This is a genomic window from Parvimonas pharyngis (assembly GCF_046569675.1).
GTDB lineage: Bacteria > Bacillota > Clostridia > Tissierellales > Peptoniphilaceae > Parvimonas.
In genome coordinates, this window is the sequence record NZ_JBKICJ010000003.1 from 202565 (window position 1) to 219296 (window position 16732).

At 27.5% G+C, this 16732-nt stretch carries 21 protein-coding genes; 4 read left to right on the top strand and 17 right to left on the bottom strand.

Annotation, left to right across the window (positions count from 1 at the left end; translation table 11 throughout):
- Positions 1–45 precede the first annotated feature (45 nt).
- From ACLGL0_RS05045 to ACLGL0_RS05055, 3 genes are read left to right on the top strand one after another with little or no spacing between them, the layout of a single operon-like run.
- The gene (locus tag ACLGL0_RS05045; RefSeq protein ID WP_411013872.1) at positions 46–1041 is read left to right on the top strand and encodes a methionine ABC transporter ATP-binding protein; all 996 of its coding nucleotides are present in this window, start codon (positions 46–48) and stop codon (positions 1039–1041) included.
- A gap of 1 nt (position 1042) precedes the next feature.
- Positions 1043–1690, top strand: a complete 648-nt coding sequence (locus ACLGL0_RS05050) for a methionine ABC transporter permease (RefSeq protein ID WP_411013873.1) — start codon at positions 1043–1045, stop codon at positions 1688–1690.
- A 15-nt stretch (positions 1691–1705) separates the two neighbouring features.
- A complete protein-coding gene (locus ACLGL0_RS05055; RefSeq protein ID WP_411013874.1) occupies positions 1706–2533 on the top strand; it encodes a MetQ/NlpA family ABC transporter substrate-binding protein in 828 nt (275 codons plus the stop codon).
- A 68-nt stretch (positions 2534–2601) separates the two neighbouring features.
- Here ACLGL0_RS05055 and ACLGL0_RS05060 read toward each other — a convergent pair whose 3' ends face one another.
- Together ACLGL0_RS05060 and ACLGL0_RS05065 are read right to left on the bottom strand one after the other, a co-directional pair.
- Positions 2602–2811, bottom strand: coding sequence for a TetR-like C-terminal domain-containing protein (locus ACLGL0_RS05060; protein ID WP_314559055.1), 210 nt, complete (start codon positions 2809–2811; stop codon positions 2602–2604).
- A 3-nt stretch (positions 2812–2814) separates the two neighbouring features.
- Entirely contained in the window at positions 2815–3054 is a 240-nt protein-coding gene (locus ACLGL0_RS05065; protein WP_411013875.1) for a GlsB/YeaQ/YmgE family stress response membrane protein, read from the bottom strand.
- A 209-nt stretch (positions 3055–3263) separates the two neighbouring features.
- Here ACLGL0_RS05065 and ACLGL0_RS05070 point away from each other — a divergent pair, with 209 nt between their 5' ends.
- Positions 3264–4640, top strand: coding sequence for an MATE family efflux transporter (locus ACLGL0_RS05070; protein WP_411013876.1), 1377 nt, complete (start codon positions 3264–3266; stop codon positions 4638–4640).
- 345 nt (positions 4641–4985) lie between these two features.
- Here the strand turns inward: ACLGL0_RS05070 and ACLGL0_RS05075 are convergent, their stop codons facing one another.
- From ACLGL0_RS05075 to ACLGL0_RS05150, 15 genes are all read right to left on the bottom strand, one after another.
- Positions 4986–6317 (bottom strand): sensor histidine kinase, encoded by a 1332-nt coding sequence (locus ACLGL0_RS05075; protein ID WP_233056545.1) that lies wholly within the window; start codon positions 6315–6317, stop codon positions 4986–4988.
- Positions 6314–6970 (bottom strand): response regulator transcription factor, encoded by a 657-nt coding sequence (locus tag ACLGL0_RS05080; protein WP_411013877.1) that lies wholly within the window; start codon positions 6968–6970, stop codon positions 6314–6316. The genes ACLGL0_RS05075 and ACLGL0_RS05080 overlap by 4 nt, the downstream gene beginning before the upstream one ends.
- Positions 6971–7086: 116 nt before the next feature.
- A complete protein-coding gene (locus tag ACLGL0_RS05085) occupies positions 7087–8466 on the bottom strand; it encodes an ABC transporter permease (RefSeq protein ID WP_233056547.1) in 1380 nt (459 codons plus the stop codon).
- A 10-nt stretch (positions 8467–8476) separates the two neighbouring features.
- Positions 8477–9121, bottom strand: coding sequence for an ABC transporter ATP-binding protein (locus tag ACLGL0_RS05090; protein WP_314559030.1), 645 nt, complete (start codon positions 9119–9121; stop codon positions 8477–8479).
- Positions 9122–9130: 9 nt separating this feature from the next.
- Complete coding sequence (locus ACLGL0_RS05095) at positions 9131–10411, bottom strand: ABC transporter permease (protein WP_411013878.1); 1281 nt, start codon at positions 10409–10411, stop codon at positions 9131–9133.
- Between the two features lie 470 nt (positions 10412–10881).
- Positions 10882–11601: an SIR2 family NAD-dependent protein deacylase gene (locus tag ACLGL0_RS05100; RefSeq protein WP_411013879.1), complete on the bottom strand. Its 720-nt coding sequence runs from the start codon at positions 11599–11601 to the stop codon at positions 10882–10884.
- Between the two features lie 243 nt (positions 11602–11844).
- Entirely contained in the window at positions 11845–12408 is a 564-nt protein-coding gene (locus ACLGL0_RS05110) for a flavin reductase family protein (RefSeq protein WP_293440335.1), read from the bottom strand.
- 123 nt (positions 12409–12531) lie between these two features.
- On the bottom strand, positions 12532–12999 hold the full coding sequence (locus ACLGL0_RS05115; protein WP_411013880.1) for a hypothetical protein: 468 nt from the start codon (positions 12997–12999) through the stop codon (positions 12532–12534).
- A gap of 10 nt (positions 13000–13009) precedes the next feature.
- Positions 13010–13303 carry a hypothetical protein gene (locus ACLGL0_RS05120; protein WP_411013881.1) on the bottom strand — a complete coding sequence of 98 codons (294 nt, stop codon included), beginning with the start codon at positions 13301–13303 and terminating at the stop codon, positions 13010–13012.
- Positions 13300–13476: a hypothetical protein gene (locus tag ACLGL0_RS05125; protein WP_411013882.1), complete on the bottom strand. Its 177-nt coding sequence runs from the start codon at positions 13474–13476 to the stop codon at positions 13300–13302. Before ACLGL0_RS05125 ends, ACLGL0_RS05120 begins: the two co-directional genes overlap by 4 nt.
- Before the next feature lie 96 nt (positions 13477–13572).
- Positions 13573–14265, bottom strand: a complete 693-nt coding sequence (locus tag ACLGL0_RS05130) for a cytochrome c biogenesis CcdA family protein (RefSeq protein WP_411013883.1) — start codon at positions 14263–14265, stop codon at positions 13573–13575.
- The gene (locus ACLGL0_RS05135) at positions 14255–14545 is read right to left on the bottom strand and encodes a YbbN family protein (RefSeq protein ID WP_411013884.1); all 291 of its coding nucleotides are present in this window, start codon (positions 14543–14545) and stop codon (positions 14255–14257) included. Before ACLGL0_RS05135 ends, ACLGL0_RS05130 begins: the two co-directional genes overlap by 11 nt.
- Positions 14546–14572: 27 nt before the next feature.
- Entirely contained in the window at positions 14573–14857 is a 285-nt protein-coding gene (locus ACLGL0_RS05140; protein WP_411013885.1) for a hypothetical protein, read from the bottom strand.
- A 465-nt stretch (positions 14858–15322) separates the two neighbouring features.
- Positions 15323–16108 carry a bifunctional hydroxymethylpyrimidine kinase/phosphomethylpyrimidine kinase gene (locus ACLGL0_RS05145; RefSeq protein ID WP_411013886.1) on the bottom strand — a complete coding sequence of 262 codons (786 nt, stop codon included), beginning with the start codon at positions 16106–16108 and terminating at the stop codon, positions 15323–15325.
- Positions 16109–16660, bottom strand: a complete 552-nt coding sequence (locus ACLGL0_RS05150) for an ECF transporter S component (RefSeq protein WP_411013887.1) — start codon at positions 16658–16660, stop codon at positions 16109–16111.
- Between the last annotated feature and the right edge of the window lie 72 nt (positions 16661–16732).

Genomic DNA, 16732 nt, shown 5'->3' on the forward strand with positions numbered 1-16732 from the left:
CTAAAAATGTATTAGATTCCGAAAATATTGAAGAAGGAGGTTTGTATGATAAAAATTGAAAATTTAGTCAAAGTTTATGACAATGGATTAAAAGCTGTTAATAATATTAGTTTAGAAGTCAAAAAAGGAGAAATTTTTGGTATTATCGGTATGAGTGGTGCTGGTAAATCATCTTTAATTAGATGTATTAACCGACTAGAATCTCCCACCGAAGGTAATATTTTTATAGACGGTAAAGATATTGTTACAATGAATAAAAAAGAGCTGAAAGAGGCAAGAAAAAACATGGCAATGATATTTCAATCTTTTAACCTTTTTTATCAAAAAAGTGTTTATGATAATATCGCTTATCCATTGAAAATAAACAAATGGAAGAAAAAAGATATCGATAAAAGAGTTAAAACTCTTTTAGAGTATGTTAACTTAAGTGATAAAATCCATGAATATCCTGCAAATCTTTCCGGAGGACAAAAACAAAGAGTAGCAATAGCTAGAGCTTTAGCAGTCCAACCAAAAATTTTACTTTGTGATGAAGCCACTTCAGCACTAGACCCTCAAAGTACAAAATCTATTTTGGAATTACTTTTAAGAATCAGAGATGAATTTAATCTTACAATTGTTTTAATAACTCACCAAATGGAAGTTGTTAAATCAGTTTGTGATAGAGCAGCAGTTATAGAAGACGGAAAAATAATTGAACAAAATTCAGTTTTAGAACTTTTCACTTCACCAAAAACTGCAACAACAAAGAAATTTATCGAAACTCTACCACAATTTGAAGATTATGTAGATTACCCAGAACAAGATTATCCTGGTTCTATTCTAAGACTTGGTTTTACCAAAGACACTACAACAAGTCCTATCATTTCCGAACTTATTAGACAGAAAAACATTGATATAAATATAATAAGTGGAAACATCGATAAGATAAAAGAAGGAAAAGTTGGTCATTTGATTGTAGAAGTTTTTGAAAAAGACAAAGTTGAAGAAGTTAAAAGCTTCCTTGAAGAGAGAAAAATATTAGTTGAGGAGGTAAATTAAAATGTCGAATTCATTATTAAAAGCAACATTTCAAACAATTTACATGGTGTTCTTTTCATCACTATTTTCAACTATTATTGGTGGCTTTTTAGGAATTGTATTGGTAGTTACAGATAAAAATGGAATAAAGAGAAATAAATTTGTTTATTCAGTTTTAAGCTTTTTTGTAAATCTTTTTAGATCAGTCCCATTTTTAATTTTAATAATTTATATTTTACCAATATCAAAAGCTTTAATAAATAAAATGACTGGTCCAACTGCTGCTATTATCCCATTAACAGTTTCAGCAATACCATTTGTTGCAAGAATTTTTGAAAATGCTTTAAAAGAAGTTGATTACGGAACTCTAGAAGCAAGCATTTCAATAGGTTCAAGCGATAAGGAAATTATTAAAGTAATGCTTTCTGAAGCTTTACCAACTTTGGTAAATGGAATTACTTTAACAGTTATAAACTTAATTGGATATTCAGCTATGGCAGGAACTGTAGGTGCTCAAGGTCTTGGAGACTTAGCTATCACTTATGGTTATCACAGATTTGATTATGTACAAATGACAGTCCCAGTTGTCATTATAATATTATTAGTTCAAATTATTCAACTTTTAGGAAATTATATTTCCAAAAGAATTAACAAAAAAATAAGTATATAGGAGAGAGAAAAAAATATGAAAAAGAAATTATTAGCATTAGCATTAGGCTTAGTTGTTGTTTTAACAACAGCATGTGGAGCAAAGAGCTCAGATAACAAATCTTCAGAAAAGAAAGAAGAAAAAAAAGTAGAAACTAAGGTTGTAAAAATTGGTGTATCACCAGAACCTCATCAAAAATTAGTTGAATTAGTTAAAGAAGATTTAGAAAAAGAAGGAATTAAACTTGAAATTGTTACTTTCACTGATTATGTTCAACCTAACTTAGCGTTAGATGGAAAAGAATTAGATATTAACTTCTTCCAACATAAACCATATTTAGACAAATTCAATGAAGAAAAAGGAACTAAAATTTCACCACTTGGAAATGTTCACGTTGAACCAATGGGATTATACTTAAATGGACAATCTGAAATTAAAGATGGCGCTAAAATTGCAATTCCAAATGACCCATCAAACGGAGCAAGAGCATTAATCTTACTTGATAAAAACGGAATCATTAAATTAAAAGACAACACTAACATTTTATCAAGTGTTAAAGATATAGCTGAAAATCCAAAGAACATTCAATTTACAGAAGTTGAAGCTGCTCAATTACCAAGAGTTATCAAAGATTTTGATGGTGCTGTAATTAACGGAAACTATGCAATTGAAGCTGGTCTTAACCCTACTAAAGATGCAAAATTAATAGAAGGAAAAGATTCACCATATGCAAACTTCTTAGCAGTTAGAACTGGTGATGAAAACAACGAAACTTATAAAAAAGTTTTAAAAGCATTACAAAGCGAAAAAGTTAAAGAATTTATAAACAAAACTTACAACGGAGCTGTTGTTCCTGCATTCTAAGACTTATAAGTCATAACAATTCAACTTAAAAAGTGTAGATAAAATCTACACTTTTTTTATTTTAATATTTAGATTACTGGATCGATAACTCTAAAGAAATAATCTGAAATTTCTTCTGGACTCTCCTCCATTTTATTACCTATCCACCATTTTACTGTTTCAACAAAAGTAGAACAAATATGATTTTTCAAGAATTTTTCGTATTTTTCATCTTTATTTTTTTCAATAAAAATATACTCATCAATAATCTTATAGATATACTTTTTAAAATATTCTATAAATTATTCTTTTTTACCAAAGAAAAATGATACTACAGCAATAACAATTACTGCTCCTAATACAGATGGAACTATTGCCATACCAGCTAAGTCAGGACCCCATGTTCCAAATACTGCTTGTCCAACGTATGACCCTAACAATCCTGCTATTATATTAGCGATTATTCCCATGGCTCCACCTTTTCTTGTTATTCCTCCAGCTATAAAACCTATTAACCCTCCAACTATAAGTGACCAAATCATAAATTAACCTCCTCTAATTTATATTTAAAAATAAATTATAATACTAAACAAACTAATATTTTAATTATATCTATTTACCTTATTAATACCATGCTTTATTCATAATAAACTAAAAAATTAATTTTGCTTATTTTTTTTCATTGCAAAACTTTTGAATATGTGATATTATTTTTAAATATAATGTTATTTTAATTTTTTGGGAGGATATAATGGTAAAAAGCAATGAAGTTGATATGATAAATGGAAAAACCTTAAAAAAAATGATACTATTCTCAATTCCTATTATTTTTACAAGTGTTTTTCAATTACTTTTTAATACAATAGATATAATAGTTGTTGGTCGTTTTTCCGGAAGTACTGCACTTGCAGGAGTTGGGGCTACTTCATCTCTAATTAATTTACTTATTAGTTTGTTAATTGGAATTTCAATGGGAATAAGTGTTGTTATGGGAAAATATTGTGGTGCAAGAGATTATGATAATGCATCAGACACTGTTCATAACGCAATTGGTCTTGCTCTTATTTCTGGAACTATTTTACTTTTTGTTGGTATTTTAGTTTCAAAGCCAATGCTACATCTTATGGGAACTCCTGATGAAATCATTGACTTATCAGCACTTTATATGAAAATAATCTTCTTGGGAAGCCCCGCTGGAGCAATTTATAATTTCGGTGCTGCCCTTTTAAGAGCAATCGGAGATACAAAAAGACCACTTTACTTTTTAATTGTATCAGGAATTTTAAATGTAATATTAAATTTATTTTTCGTTATAGTATTAGATATGAGTGTTGCAGGTGTTGCTATTGCAACAATAATTTCTCAATATGTATCAGCATTTATGCTAATTAATTTTTTGAAAAACAGTGTTGGATATATGCATTTAGATTTTAAAAAAATTAGATTACAAAGAGATAAAGTTAAAAATATTTTAAGAATAGGACTTCCTGCTGGTCTTCAAGGTATCATATTTAGTATATCAAATGTATTAATTCAATCTTCAATAAATACATTTGGAAGCCTTGTAATAGCGGGAAATACAGCAGCTATTAATATTGAAAGTTTTGTATATATGTCAATGAATGCAATTTACCAATCCACTCTAAGCTTTACAAGTCAAAATATGGGTGCAAAAAAATATCATAGAATAGATAAAATACTTTTACAAGGTCTTGGAATTGTTACAGTAGTAGGATTTGTAATGGGTGTTGGAGCATACTCTTTAGGAAATATCCTACTTGGAATATTCACCGACAATCCAGAAGTTATTATGTATGGACTTAATAGAATGAAAATTGTTTCAGCTACTTACCTACTATGTGGACTTATGGACGTAACAGTTGGATCTCTAAGAGGTATGGGCTATTCTATTTTGCCAATGATTGTTTCATTGACAGGAGCTTGCCTATTTAGAATTATTTGGATATTTTCAATTTTCCAAATATATAGAACTCAAGAATCACTTTATATTTCATATCCGATTTCATGGGCATTGACAACCACAGCACATATCTGTTGCTATTTAGTAATAAGAAAAAAATTATTAAAACAACATGATGAAAATATAAACGAAACATACGCACAATAAAAAAGCAGACTAAAATGTCTGCTTTTTTGTGTAAAGTTTATATTCATAATTTTTTAAAAAATAATTTTACTGTTTAGGTAGTTGATGTATCTACGATACATTTTACTTTTGATTGTTCACAATCAAAAGTATGAGATCTTCACAGTCGATTGTATCCAAATCAAAGATTTGGACAATCTTTGCGTCAGACCTACTATAGATTATTTACAAGTAAATAATCTAAGTTAGGGCTAGATTGTCAACGTTTCACTTCGCTCAAGATGACGTATAAAGAGATATCTTCGATTAGTAGCTAGACGTTATAAGCAAATAGACTTATAATAATATAAATATAAAATCAAAAATTTATTTATCCATATTGCCTGACAGCTCTATTAAAAATACAATTCCTATTTCACTTTTCTCTACTTTGTATTTTATTCCGTAGTTAAATAGAATATTTTTCACGATATACAAGCCTAAACCATTGCTATTTTCTTTATTTAGACTGAAATTTATTTCAAATATTTTATTAATATCTAAGTCTTCATTGTCCTTGTATGAATTTTCAATATAAAGCCAATCATCTTTAGTTCCAATGTTGATTACTCCACCTTCGTCAGAGTATTTTACAGCATTGTTTATCAAATTAGATAGTACGATTTTTAGTGCAGTTATTCCTATATAGATTTTTTCTGTACTTAATTCATTTTTTATCTCTATATTCTTTTGATTTGCAAGTAATTTATACTGTTTAAGCACATCTTCTAATATATCATTTACAACTATTATTTCTTCATCATTTTTCAAATGTTCAAAAGATGAAACAGATAACATCTGTGAGATACTTCTTGTAAGATTGTCAACTATATCAATACAATTTCCTATATATAAGTCTCTGTCCTTGTATTTTCCAATATTGTATTTCATATTTTCTAATATTATTTTCAAACTTGCAAGTGGAGTTTTTAACTCATGTGATGAACCTCTAAAAAAGTCGTATTTCAACTTTTCTAATTTAATTATCTCTTCATTTTTTATTTCTAAATCGTCAATTAATTCTAATAGAGTGCTATATAAATTATTAATATGTTCCTTTAATTCTCCAACTTCATTTGTTGATTTAATCTTCAAATATGCATCTCTATCTAATTTCATCATTTTTTTAGTAACATTTTTTATTTCTTTTATATTGTTTGTTATCGCCTTTGCATAGATAAGCGAAACTATAATTGAAAATAGAAATGAAATAGACAATGAATATGGCAAGAATTTAAAACTCAATTCTTTTGCATCTTTATTCATATCAGCAGTAGAAATAAATTGAATCGAGATTTTTTCGCCATTTTTTAATTCGACTTCCCTTTCTTCAATTATTAAGGAATTATTTTCACTTTTTAAGTCAATATTGATGTCATCACCAATCTTAACTTCATTTTCTCTATTTTGTCCCTTTATAAAGACTTTTATATCACTGCTTTTTGAATAAAATTCTAAAGACTGTTCGACAAAATTCAAATCCTGTCCTTTAACATTCTTAGAAATTTCATCAGCTTTTGAATAAAGTTCTTGCTTTCTAGTCTCTAAATAAGTTCTTGGAAAAATAAAAAATACTAACAAATGTATTAAAATAATTACTGTTCCAAGAATTCCAAAAGTTTGTAAGAACATTTTTGGAAATATCTTTAAATTCTTCATTTTCTCTCCAATTTATATCCAACATTTCTGATTGTTACTATACAATCTAAGCCTAGTTTCTTTCTTAACTCCTTTATATAGACATCAATTACTCTATCAAAAGGAATTTCATCTGTCTCTTTCCAAACATTATCTATTATCTGTGTTCTAGTAAGAGCTTGCCCTTCATTTTCTAATAAATATTTTAAGATTTCAAGTTCTTTTGCATTAATATCAACATCTTCTCCGTTAAATTTTGCTGAATAGCTTGTAAAATCTACTTCTGCATTATTATATTCAAATTTTTTATGATTTCCGAAATGTCTTTTTATTAAAGAATCTATTCTAACCTTTAAAACTGGCAATGAAAATGGTTTTTCCATATATCCATCAGCTAAACTTGAAAAAGCATTTATCTTGTATTCCTCATCATTAAAAGCTGTTAGCATTAGAACCGGAAGTTCACTTTTTTTCCTGATTTCTTTTAAAACCTCTAATCCGTTTAAAAACGGAATTTGAATATCTAAGATTACTAGATTAATTTCATATCTATCAAAATTTAACAAGGCTTCCTGTCCATCTTTTGCTTGAACAATATCATAGCCGAATTCAGATAAGTATTCAGAAATTCCTTCTCTGATAATTTGATCATCTTCGACAACAAGTATTCTCATAGATCCTCCTTTTTAAAATAAATAACTATAATAAGTATACCATATAAAATAAAAATTATCGATGAAAACATCGATAATTTTTACGGAAAATAATATTATGAAATCGTCCAATTAAACTATTTAGTGTCTATCAATAGATCTTTTGGTTTCTTTCGTAATATATTTAATGAAGATATTGCTAACGCGATTACAAGTATTAATGACATGAATAATACTACATAAAGAAGGGATTTCGGATTAATAGTAACATTCAAGCTAGTAAGTGTCTTATTAAATCCATCAACTTCAGCCCCTCCTCCCAATTTAGTTGAAGTTGATTGTTTTGCAATTTGTTTCGCAATACTTCCGGTAACTCTTTTTAAAATACTATTTCCAAGAATTTTTCCTGTATATCCGGCCAAGAAATATGAACCAATAAATGCTGGTATTGTAACTAAAATTAATTCAATAGCAAATTGTCCAAATATTTTTGTTTTAGACATACCTATTGATAATAGTACTGCTATTTCTTTCTTTCTGGCATTCATCCACAAGAATAATAGTAAAGTAACTACTATGCCTGCAAATATTAAGGATCCTGCAAACAGTTGATTTGCAATTGCATAAATACCTGATATTGATTTTTGCAATGCAGGGAAGTTTGAAGAACTCTTAATTAAATTATATGCTCTCCAATTTATATCTAATTTCTTAAGGTCTTTTATAACATCATCTAAATTTTTATTTCCTTTTACAAAGAATGTAGCATCTTGGTATGTTGCTGTATCTTCTGTATTTCCATATACTTTCGCTGCAGTATGAATATCTGTAATTATTGTATTTTCATAAAGTTCTTGTGAGTAAGTTACTCCACCTTTATTATGTCCATCAAAAAGTCCTTTGATTTCTACTTCTACAGTTTCATTTGCACCCTTTTCATTATCTGCATCATAGATATTAGATTTTAATTTAATCTTATCCCCAATTTTTAAATTGTTTTTTGCAGCTAAGTCTTTATGCATTAATATTTTATTTTTATCTTCGCTATTTAAATGTTCCCCTTCAACTAGTTTATATACACCTGAAACAAATTTTGTTTCTTTTGTTGAATTATTAACACCAGTTAGCATTACCGTTCTTTTGAAATTTTTCGCCCTTTCAGCAGATTGATTAGCTTCTGTTCCAGGCGCTTCTACGATACTTAAATTATCATCTAAATCAGCAACACTATTTATTCTTTTAACATAATTATCAACATATCCCGAATCAACGATTTTTTTAATATCTTGACCTCTTACATTACCACCACCTCTTGGTGTACCTTGATTTACTCTTCTATTAATCTCCATTGTAAAACTATTTGTAATATTTCCAAAAGTTTCTTCTGAGGCCTTATTTGTAGCATCTTTTATTGACAAACTAATCAAGCTAAGAGTTGACATAGATAAGATAACTAATAATATAATTAAAGATTTTAAACTCTTTCTAGTTACATATGCAAAAGCATTTTTTAACATGGTTTACCTCCTAATTACTTTTCTTAACTTCTTTTAACTTTTTGTTATTAAGTTCTAGTATAATATCAGCTGCACTTGCAACTTCCTTGCTATGAGTTACAACTATTACACATTTATTTCTCTCTTTAGCAAGCTTTTTCAATACATCTATTATTTCTCCAGCTGTTGCTTCATCTAAATTTCCAGTAGGTTCATCAGCTAAAATAACAGGTGCTTCTGATACTAAAGCTCTTGCAATGGCAACTCTTTGTTGTTGCCCACCAGAAAGTTTCATAACATTTCTTCTTGTTTGACTTCTATCAAGTCCCAATTCAAGTAAAATATCTTCAGACGCCTTACTATTTACAAGTCTAATATTTTCTAATGGTGATAAATAATCAATTAGATTATAGTTTTGAAAAACAAGAGAAATATTGTTTTTTCTATGGTTACTATAACCTGTTTTTTCTATATTTTCATTATTAAATAAAATTTCTCCACTATTTGGTTTATCAAGACCAGCCATTAATGAAAGTAATGTTGACTTTCCTGTTCCAGACTTTCCAATAATTGCATAGAATTTTCCAAGCTCAAAGCTTTGATTTATTAAAGATAAAACTTTTTCTTTTGAATTCGCATAACTATATGTTACATTTTTTATTTCTAAAGTATTCATTACTTCCTCCTAGCTAATTTGTGATAATATTTCTTTTGGTTTTTTTATTAAAATTAAACCTGATGCGAAAACTACCGATAAAACAATAATTAACAATAAAATTCCATAACTTTGAACAAAAGTTATTAAATTTTCTACACTAAATCCACTACTTGCAAAACTTGAAGGAATTGATGCAGTATCTTCCGAACTAATCAACCCACCAATAATTTGATTTACAACTATATTTCCAGTTATTAAAGAAACTACAATTGCAGGAATAGAGATAAAAACTAATTCTAAAATAAATTGAGTAATTATTTTAAATTTATTTACTCCAATAGATAACAATATTCCAATTTCATATATTCTTTCTCTTAGCCATAAAATCAAAATCAGTGAAAGAACTACCGAGCCACCAATCATTATTGAATAAGTCATTATTTTAATAATATGCTTAACACCACTTAAAGATTCTAACACTTCCTTAAAAGCATTTGAGTCTTTATCAACAGTGTAATTGCTCCAATTAATATTAAGTTCCTTAACCTTATTTATAGCATCTTCCATTTTTTCAGGAGTATCTGTAAAAAATGTTATCTTATTTACAAGTTCTTTTCCTTCAATATTCAAAGCCTTTTGTGCCGAATCATAATCAGTAAACATCATATTTTCACTTAAATCAGAAGACAAGCCTGTTTGATTTTCCTGTTTCTTTCCAGTAAAAATACCAACTATTTCAAATTCAGTTTTTTTATTGCTTTTAGACATTTCATTTGTATTAACAAATTCTAAACTAACTTTATCACCAAGTTTTAAATTGTTATGTTCTGCAAATTCTTCATGAACTAAAATTTTAAACTTATCATTTTTTTCTAAATTTCTTCCCTCTTTAATAGAAAACACTCCACTACTAAACAAAACATCTCTTTTTACATTACTTGTAGATTGAATTGCAACAATATTTTTAAGTTCATTTGGAATATCATCTCTAGTAACTTGTTGACCACTTTCAACAACATTTGCATTATGTAATCTAGCCAATCCCTCATAATGATTAATAGTTTCTGCAATTTCTTTAATATCATCAATTTTTTTAAATTCATTTCTATCAAAATAACCATTGCTATCTTTTCTAGTTATAGATGAAGAAGAATTCGATGATTTGTATAAAGACTTCTCCATGCTAGTTCCAGATTTTAGTATATTTAAACAAGCATATAAACAAGAAAGTACAACTGTTAAAATAATAAAAACAATTAATGTTCTATTCTTTTTTCTTAAAACATATGCTATCGCATTTTTAACCACTATCTTATTTCGCTCCCCTCTTATTACAATGATTTTCTTCACAAAAGATATTTTAAACTGGATTTATGAAATGTTTATGAAATGAAAATGAAATATTTATGAAATGAAAAAATTTTTTTATTTTTAATAAATTTAATGGCAGGGTGCTTTAGAAGATCTCTCCATTTCGCGTTGCTCCAGTCGAGATGACGTGTTGGGGGATTTACTTTGCTTTTTGCTATGACGTGATTTATTTTATTTTTATATAAAATTTTCAATAATTTTTTTGATACCTTTTATATTTTTTTAAATATTTCTTTTGAAATTTGATGCTTATTTACTTTTAACGTTAAGCTCCTAAGCGAAGATTCTTCCTTATACGTCATCTTGAGCGAAGTCGAGAAATCTCATACTTATTCTTGTTTACAAGAATAAGTGAATGTATCGAAGATACATCAACAAAAAAAAGAATACTCTTTTGAGTATTCTTTTTATTTCATAATTTTCTTTAACACATCTCCAATATCACCGTCAATGCAAATACTTCTATCTTTTATTTGGGTTGGACAGAATGCTTCGTTATAGTTAATACAAGCATATACTGCATTTTTATTTTCCATTGTCATTTGCCAGAAAGGATATTTTATAATTACTGGTGTGTTATTTCCAACTCCTAATTCTAAAAAGAGTATATGTTTATCTTTATATTTTTCAAGAAAATCAGAATATGCTTTAGATGCTCTATGCCAACCTTCATCCTCTACAAAATAACTATCCACACGAAGATTCATAGTTACATCCGAATCATCGGGACATTTTGGAATTAACTCAGTCGGAATTTTCATTGAAATCTCATTATTTTTCGGAACTTCAAAAATACCTTCTGAATTTTTCTTAAAACCTTGAGCTTCGATGGCTTTAATAACCCAATCTTCATTATCATAAGTATTTTGGTTTTGTGGATTTACACTTTGGAATAAGCCATAATCACCTTGAGTATAAAAAAGTCTTTTTTTATCAAAACCTGCTCTTTGGAATTGATGATCTACATTTGTTGTTATAACAAAATATTCTTTATCTTTTACAATAGAAAGTAAATCTCTATAAACTGGTTTTGCAGGTTCTATATATCTATTAAAATATATATGTCTTGCCCACCAAGCCCAAAGTGTTTCTTTATCTGGAAATGGATAAAATCCACCTGAATACATATCACTTATACTTCAAATTTTTCAGAAAGTTCATTTGCTGTAACTTTTCCCTTTTCCAAAACATAATATAATATTCTAAATAATCTACTATCTCTCATTTCTTAACATCACCTATGACTATTATATCACAACCTGACATTAATTGTCATATTATAGAATTTGAAAGAAAAAAAACAGTAAATATTTTTCAATTTACTGTTTCTTAATTTACTGTAATTTATTATTTTATATTGGCAAAAAGATTTATCTAAGTTTTAATCCATCTTTATATGCTTCGCCAACTCTTCCACTTACTTTATAATAACCATTTGTATAAGGATCAAAAGCAATTGCTTCTAGTGAGTCAATATCCACCTTATCTCCCTTTAAATTTGCTTCTTCAACGGAAGTTCTAACTACTTTTCCAATAACTCCAAGACCAGTAGTATCGCTTTGATATTCTACGAATTCACATTCTATTGCAATTGGAAATTCATTGATAATAGGAGCATCCACAATTTCTGATTTTGTAAAAGTCATACCTGACTTTGCAAACTTATCTTTTTCTTCTTTTCCACTAACTACACCAAACCAATCTGCTTCAACCACATGTTTTGCATCAGCTATATGAATGACGAATCCTTTACGTTTCTTTATGTTTTCTACAGTTTTATGACCTTCACTTAAATTTAAAGCTACCATATCATAAGAAACCATAGTTCCCCAAGCTGCATTCATCACATCAACTGTACCATCTTCATTAAAAGTAGATACCATTAATACTGGCATAGGGAAAATAGCATGTGTTGTTTTAATTTGTTTTTTCATTTTGAATTCCTCCTTATACTTTTTATTAAAAAATTCAAATTTTTTAATAAATTTTAAATTACTTATTCTTTTCTACTAATAGTTAAAGCAAACTTATTAGTTGTTCTTACTTAATAAATCATATTATTGTACTTTTTCTATCATTTCTTTAGGAAAAAGTTCAAAAAGTTTTTCCATAAATAACTCTAAATCTTTTATATCATTACTTTTTACAATAATACTATCACCTTTACAATTAAATATATACCCAAAATATTTACCCTTTACAAAAAATGAATTAATCAGTATTGGCTCTATCTCATTTATTTCAGAAAAATATAACTTCTTTTCCTTATTATTTATTTTAAATACAATGCCGTTTTCAAAAAGAACAATCTCAGTCCATAGGTCAAATTCTGTTGGTAATATAAACTTTCTACTACTTTTTGCTATAAACAGCTCGTTTCCAAGAGTTTTACAAGAAAAATTATTTTCATTATTAAAAGTTAACCTTTTTAAATTATATTTTTTTCTTTTTGGCGGATTAAACATTAAATATAAAAATACTAATCCAAGTAAAATTAATATCCCTAAAATAATAAACTTGTCCATAACTTCTCCATTAATTTAATTTCAAATGAATAACCTTTGTCCTATTCCACTTATCTGAAAAATACATAAATAGTTTAGTTATTATTTTTGCATTTGAACAGATTTTCAATGCTCTAGCAAAAAAGCCTTGAACATCTATTAATTTTGTATCTGTTAGCTTTGTAAACTCAGTTACATTATCTATACTAAAATACATTTGTGCATTTACATTACCAGTTTTCTTAACATATCTATTTGCAATTTTAAGTCCTTTTGTGTTAGTCGCATCAAAGATCAACTCCCCTTTAGGAAGAAAAGATTTCATTTTTTAATCATTTCCACAATTTTTTCTTTATAAAAATATTGATAAACTCCAGAAACTGCAATCATAGTTAGTAACTTAGTATCAATTTCTTTTATCCATTCAAGAGTAAACATATCTCCTGAAATTATTTTTTCATTCTCTGCTTTTCCAATTAGTAAATTATTCTTACTCATTCCTTATTTCATTAATTGTATCTATTTTCATATATAATTATAGCACTTTTAAAAATAAAAAGGAGAACATATCTAATGTTCTCCTTAAAATTTTTATTAAAATCCAAGATATAGTAAATATAATCCGATTAGTAAAATAATTATTCCAAAAACAATTTTTACTATATCAGAAATTTTTCCATAAGATTTATTTGACATCACTTTACCAACAAATCCTGTACTTGTTCCTGCAACAATAACTAAAATACTATTTCCTATTGAATATAATAAGAATAATAACACTCCCCAAAGCAAACTTCCTTTTGAAGCAACAATTGCAAGTAAAGCAACTAAAATTGGTGTTGAACAAGGGCTAGAAAATAATCCTGCCATTATTCCAACGATCAAAGCTCCTACATAGCCTGTCTTTTTACTTTTATTTGTCAAAATTTTACTTGGAATTACATTTATTACTTCCCAAGTTTGTAATGCCATTAAAATCATTACAGTTCCTAGAAATAAATTCCAAAATTGTCCTGATTGATTGAAAATTTTACTTAACAATGCCGCTAAAACTCCAAGTGTTGTATAAGTTATAGCCATACCGATTGCAAATACAACGGAAGTTTTAAAAGCTCTTTTTGTATCATCTTCTTTTGTGCCAGTCATATATCCAATAACTAATGGAATTGAAGCAAGTGAGCATGGTGAAATAGAAGTAAGTATCCCTCCAAGTAAAGCTAAAATTGGAGCAAAGATACTAAATGATTTTAAACCATCACCTATTAAGCTCTCTAAATTATTTAGCATTTTTTAACATCTCCTCAATAACTGCCTTTAAATCTTCGTATTGAACAACTCCCTCTGAACCACCGAATTTTAATTCTCCAGATTTTTTATCTTCATAAGCAACATAGTTAATTCTTGATTCTAATTCTTCTGGGCTTTTAAATGGTGTTCCATCTGCATTAAAGTAAAATAATGTAGGTGTTACTCTTATAGGGAATTGTGACGTAAAGTCCATTTCTTTTCTAATATTAATAGTTTGTATAATTACTCTATCTTTATATTCTTCTCTTAGTTTTTCCAAAACCTTATGCTGTATAGCACAAGCATGTCAACCATCTTGGCTAAAATCTAAAATCATTACTTTCTTTTGACTTTTTAAACTTTCCAAAGTAAGTTTTTCATTTGACTTAGACTCATTTTTTGTTTCTTCTTTTTTGCTAGAGTCATTATTTGTACTTGATTCTTTTTTAGAATCTGTATTTTTATTTTGGTTTTCAGTAACTGCATTATTGCTTGTGTTTTCATCTTTATTTTTTACAAAGAAATTTTTGAAAACAAAAAGACCAATAACTAATACAAGTACTGCACCAAGTGCAATAATTTTCTTTTTCATAGTTCTCTCTCCTATCTATATTATTTTGAATATACCCTTTAATTAAAATAAATAATCATAATCAAAAAGAAGTATGATAATTTAATTGCAAAATACTTTTAATTTAGTTCAATTGTCCTTGATAATCTTATTAAATTGTTTAAAAATTATGGTGCTTAGGAGATTTCCAGAGTCTTTGAATCTTAAGATACAATTAACCCGTCAGACCTACTTTTGTTTACAAGTAATCAAAGTTAGGGCTAGATTCACTACGCTCAAGATGACGTGTTTGAGGCTTTTCTCTACATTGTGCTATGACGTGAAGTATTTTTTTTTAATATAAAATTTTCAATAATTTTTTGATACCATTTATATTCTTCAAAATATTTCTTTTAAAATTTGAAGTTTGTTTACTTTTAACGTCTTGCTCTTAAATAAAGGTATTTGTCTTATTCGTCATTTCGTTTTTTCACAATAAAAAATAGGCTATAAGCCTATTTTAAAGTTTTCTAATTGTATTTCATTTAAGCCATCAAATTTTTCTTGATTTTTTATATTTTCATATAATAAATCTTGAATTTTATCAATTGATTTTTCTAAATTTTCATCTTTCAATAACTCATTTGTTACAAGAGATGATAAAGCATCTCCAGTTCCAGAAATCTTTATTTCAATCTTATCTTTTTCAAACCATTTTGAATTTTTTTCTGAAAGATAAAATGTATTTAGCTTGTTATTTTCTTCAAAACTTTTAATTAAAACTTGTTTTGAACCAATTTTTTTTATTTTTTTCGCTATTTCTTCTACATCTTCTCTTTTAATTTCAGAAAAGTTTTTATTGTAATCTGTAAGCAAAATTGCTTCTGTAAGGTTTGGAGTTACTACATCTGTATATTTTAAAAATTCTTTGTAAAATTCAATTTGTTCAACTTTTGTTCCTGAATATTTCACTCCATTATCTCCAAGTATTGGATCTAAAATTACTTTTCCTTTAAAATTTTGCAAAATTTCTTTTATAAAATTATAATATTCTCTATTGTCAATAAATCCAATATAGATTGCATCAACATCTTTAATCTCAAAAACTTTTTTTGTTATTTCTGAAAAATTTGGCATATCAAAGCTAATATAATTTTTATAGCTCATATTTGAAGAAAATATTTTTGTTGGAACTCCAAATACTTCATGTCCATTTTGTGTGAGAACTGAAATATTAACTTTTAAAGCACAGTTTCCAACACAACAATAGTCATTTAGAACTAAAATTTTCATCTATCTTAAAACCTTCTTTAAAATTGGTTGTAATGCTTTTGTTAAAACAATAGCTATTACAACTCCTGCGATAGCATTTGTTGTTGAAGCACCAAGTCTTTGTAGTCCTTTTGCAATTGCTCCAGCTTGAGGTAAGCCCTTAACATAAATATCAGTAATATAACTCTTTGAAAGATATAAAATTACATAAGTAAAAGCTCCTACTATTGAGCCTATTAAATTTTTATTTAAATTTTCAGCTTTAGCTCCTTGTGAATAAGCAATTTTTCCACAGATGAAAGCCATTAAAAATTTGAATGCAAATGTAAATGGTGCAGAAGGTAAATAAACAGGATCAAAAAGGTCAAAAAGTGCTGAGCCAAAACCTGCTGCAAGTCCACCTGTTACTGGTCCTAATATTAAACCACATAATAGGCAAAATCCATTTCCGATATGAATTCTAGTTTCACTTCCTCCAAGAGGTATACGAATTTGGATTTGTGATGCGACAAATACTAATGCTGCCATTACTCCTATTAGTGTTATTTTCTTTATAGTTAGTTTGTTTTCCATATAAAACACTCCTTTGATTATTTTGTTCAAATATAGTATAATACATTTATTGATACTATTTGTAGTATCAAA

Bases quoted from the DNA above. Each gene is read 5' to 3' on its own strand.
- ACLGL0_RS05045 (WP_411013872.1), top strand. From the start codon at position 46: ATGATAAAAATTGAAAATTTAGTCAAAGTTTATGACAATGGATTAAAA.
- ACLGL0_RS05050 (WP_411013873.1), top strand. From the start codon at position 1,043: ATGTCGAATTCATTATTAAAAGCAACATTTCAAACAATTTACATGGTG.
- ACLGL0_RS05055 (WP_411013874.1), top strand. From the start codon at position 1,706: ATGAAAAAGAAATTATTAGCATTAGCATTAGGCTTAGTTGTTGTTTTA.
- ACLGL0_RS05065 (WP_411013875.1), bottom strand. From the start codon at position 3,054: ATGATTTGGTCACTTATAGTTGGAGGGTTAATAGGTTTTATAGCTGGA.
- ACLGL0_RS05070 (WP_411013876.1), top strand. From the start codon at position 3,264: ATGGTAAAAAGCAATGAAGTTGATATGATAAATGGAAAAACCTTAAAA.
- ACLGL0_RS05075 (WP_233056545.1), bottom strand. From the start codon at position 6,317: ATGAAGAATTTAAAGATATTTCCAAAAATGTTCTTACAAACTTTTGGA.
- ACLGL0_RS05080 (WP_411013877.1), bottom strand. From the start codon at position 6,970: ATGAGAATACTTGTTGTCGAAGATGATCAAATTATCAGAGAAGGAATT.
- ACLGL0_RS05085 (WP_233056547.1), bottom strand. From the start codon at position 8,466: ATGTTAAAAAATGCTTTTGCATATGTAACTAGAAAGAGTTTAAAATCT.
- ACLGL0_RS05090 (WP_314559030.1), bottom strand. From the start codon at position 9,121: ATGAATACTTTAGAAATAAAAAATGTAACATATAGTTATGCGAATTCA.
- ACLGL0_RS05100 (WP_411013879.1), bottom strand. From the start codon at position 11,601: ATGTATTCAGGTGGATTTTATCCATTTCCAGATAAAGAAACACTTTGG.
- ACLGL0_RS05110 (WP_293440335.1), bottom strand. From the start codon at position 12,408: ATGAAAAAACAAATTAAAACAACACATGCTATTTTCCCTATGCCAGTA.
- ACLGL0_RS05115 (WP_411013880.1), bottom strand. From the start codon at position 12,999: ATGGACAAGTTTATTATTTTAGGGATATTAATTTTACTTGGATTAGTA.
- ACLGL0_RS05120 (WP_411013881.1), bottom strand. From the start codon at position 13,303: ATGAAATCTTTTCTTCCTAAAGGGGAGTTGATCTTTGATGCGACTAAC.
- ACLGL0_RS05125 (WP_411013882.1), bottom strand. From the start codon at position 13,476: ATGAGTAAGAATAATTTACTAATTGGAAAAGCAGAGAATGAAAAAATA.
- ACLGL0_RS05130 (WP_411013883.1), bottom strand. From the start codon at position 14,265: ATGCTAAATAATTTAGAGAGCTTAATAGGTGATGGTTTAAAATCATTT.
- ACLGL0_RS05140 (WP_411013885.1), bottom strand. From the start codon at position 14,857: ATGAAAAAGAAAATTATTGCACTTGGTGCAGTACTTGTATTAGTTATT.
- ACLGL0_RS05145 (WP_411013886.1), bottom strand. From the start codon at position 16,108: ATGAAAATTTTAGTTCTAAATGACTATTGTTGTGTTGGAAACTGTGCT.
- ACLGL0_RS05150 (WP_411013887.1), bottom strand. From the start codon at position 16,660: ATGGAAAACAAACTAACTATAAAGAAAATAACACTAATAGGAGTAATG.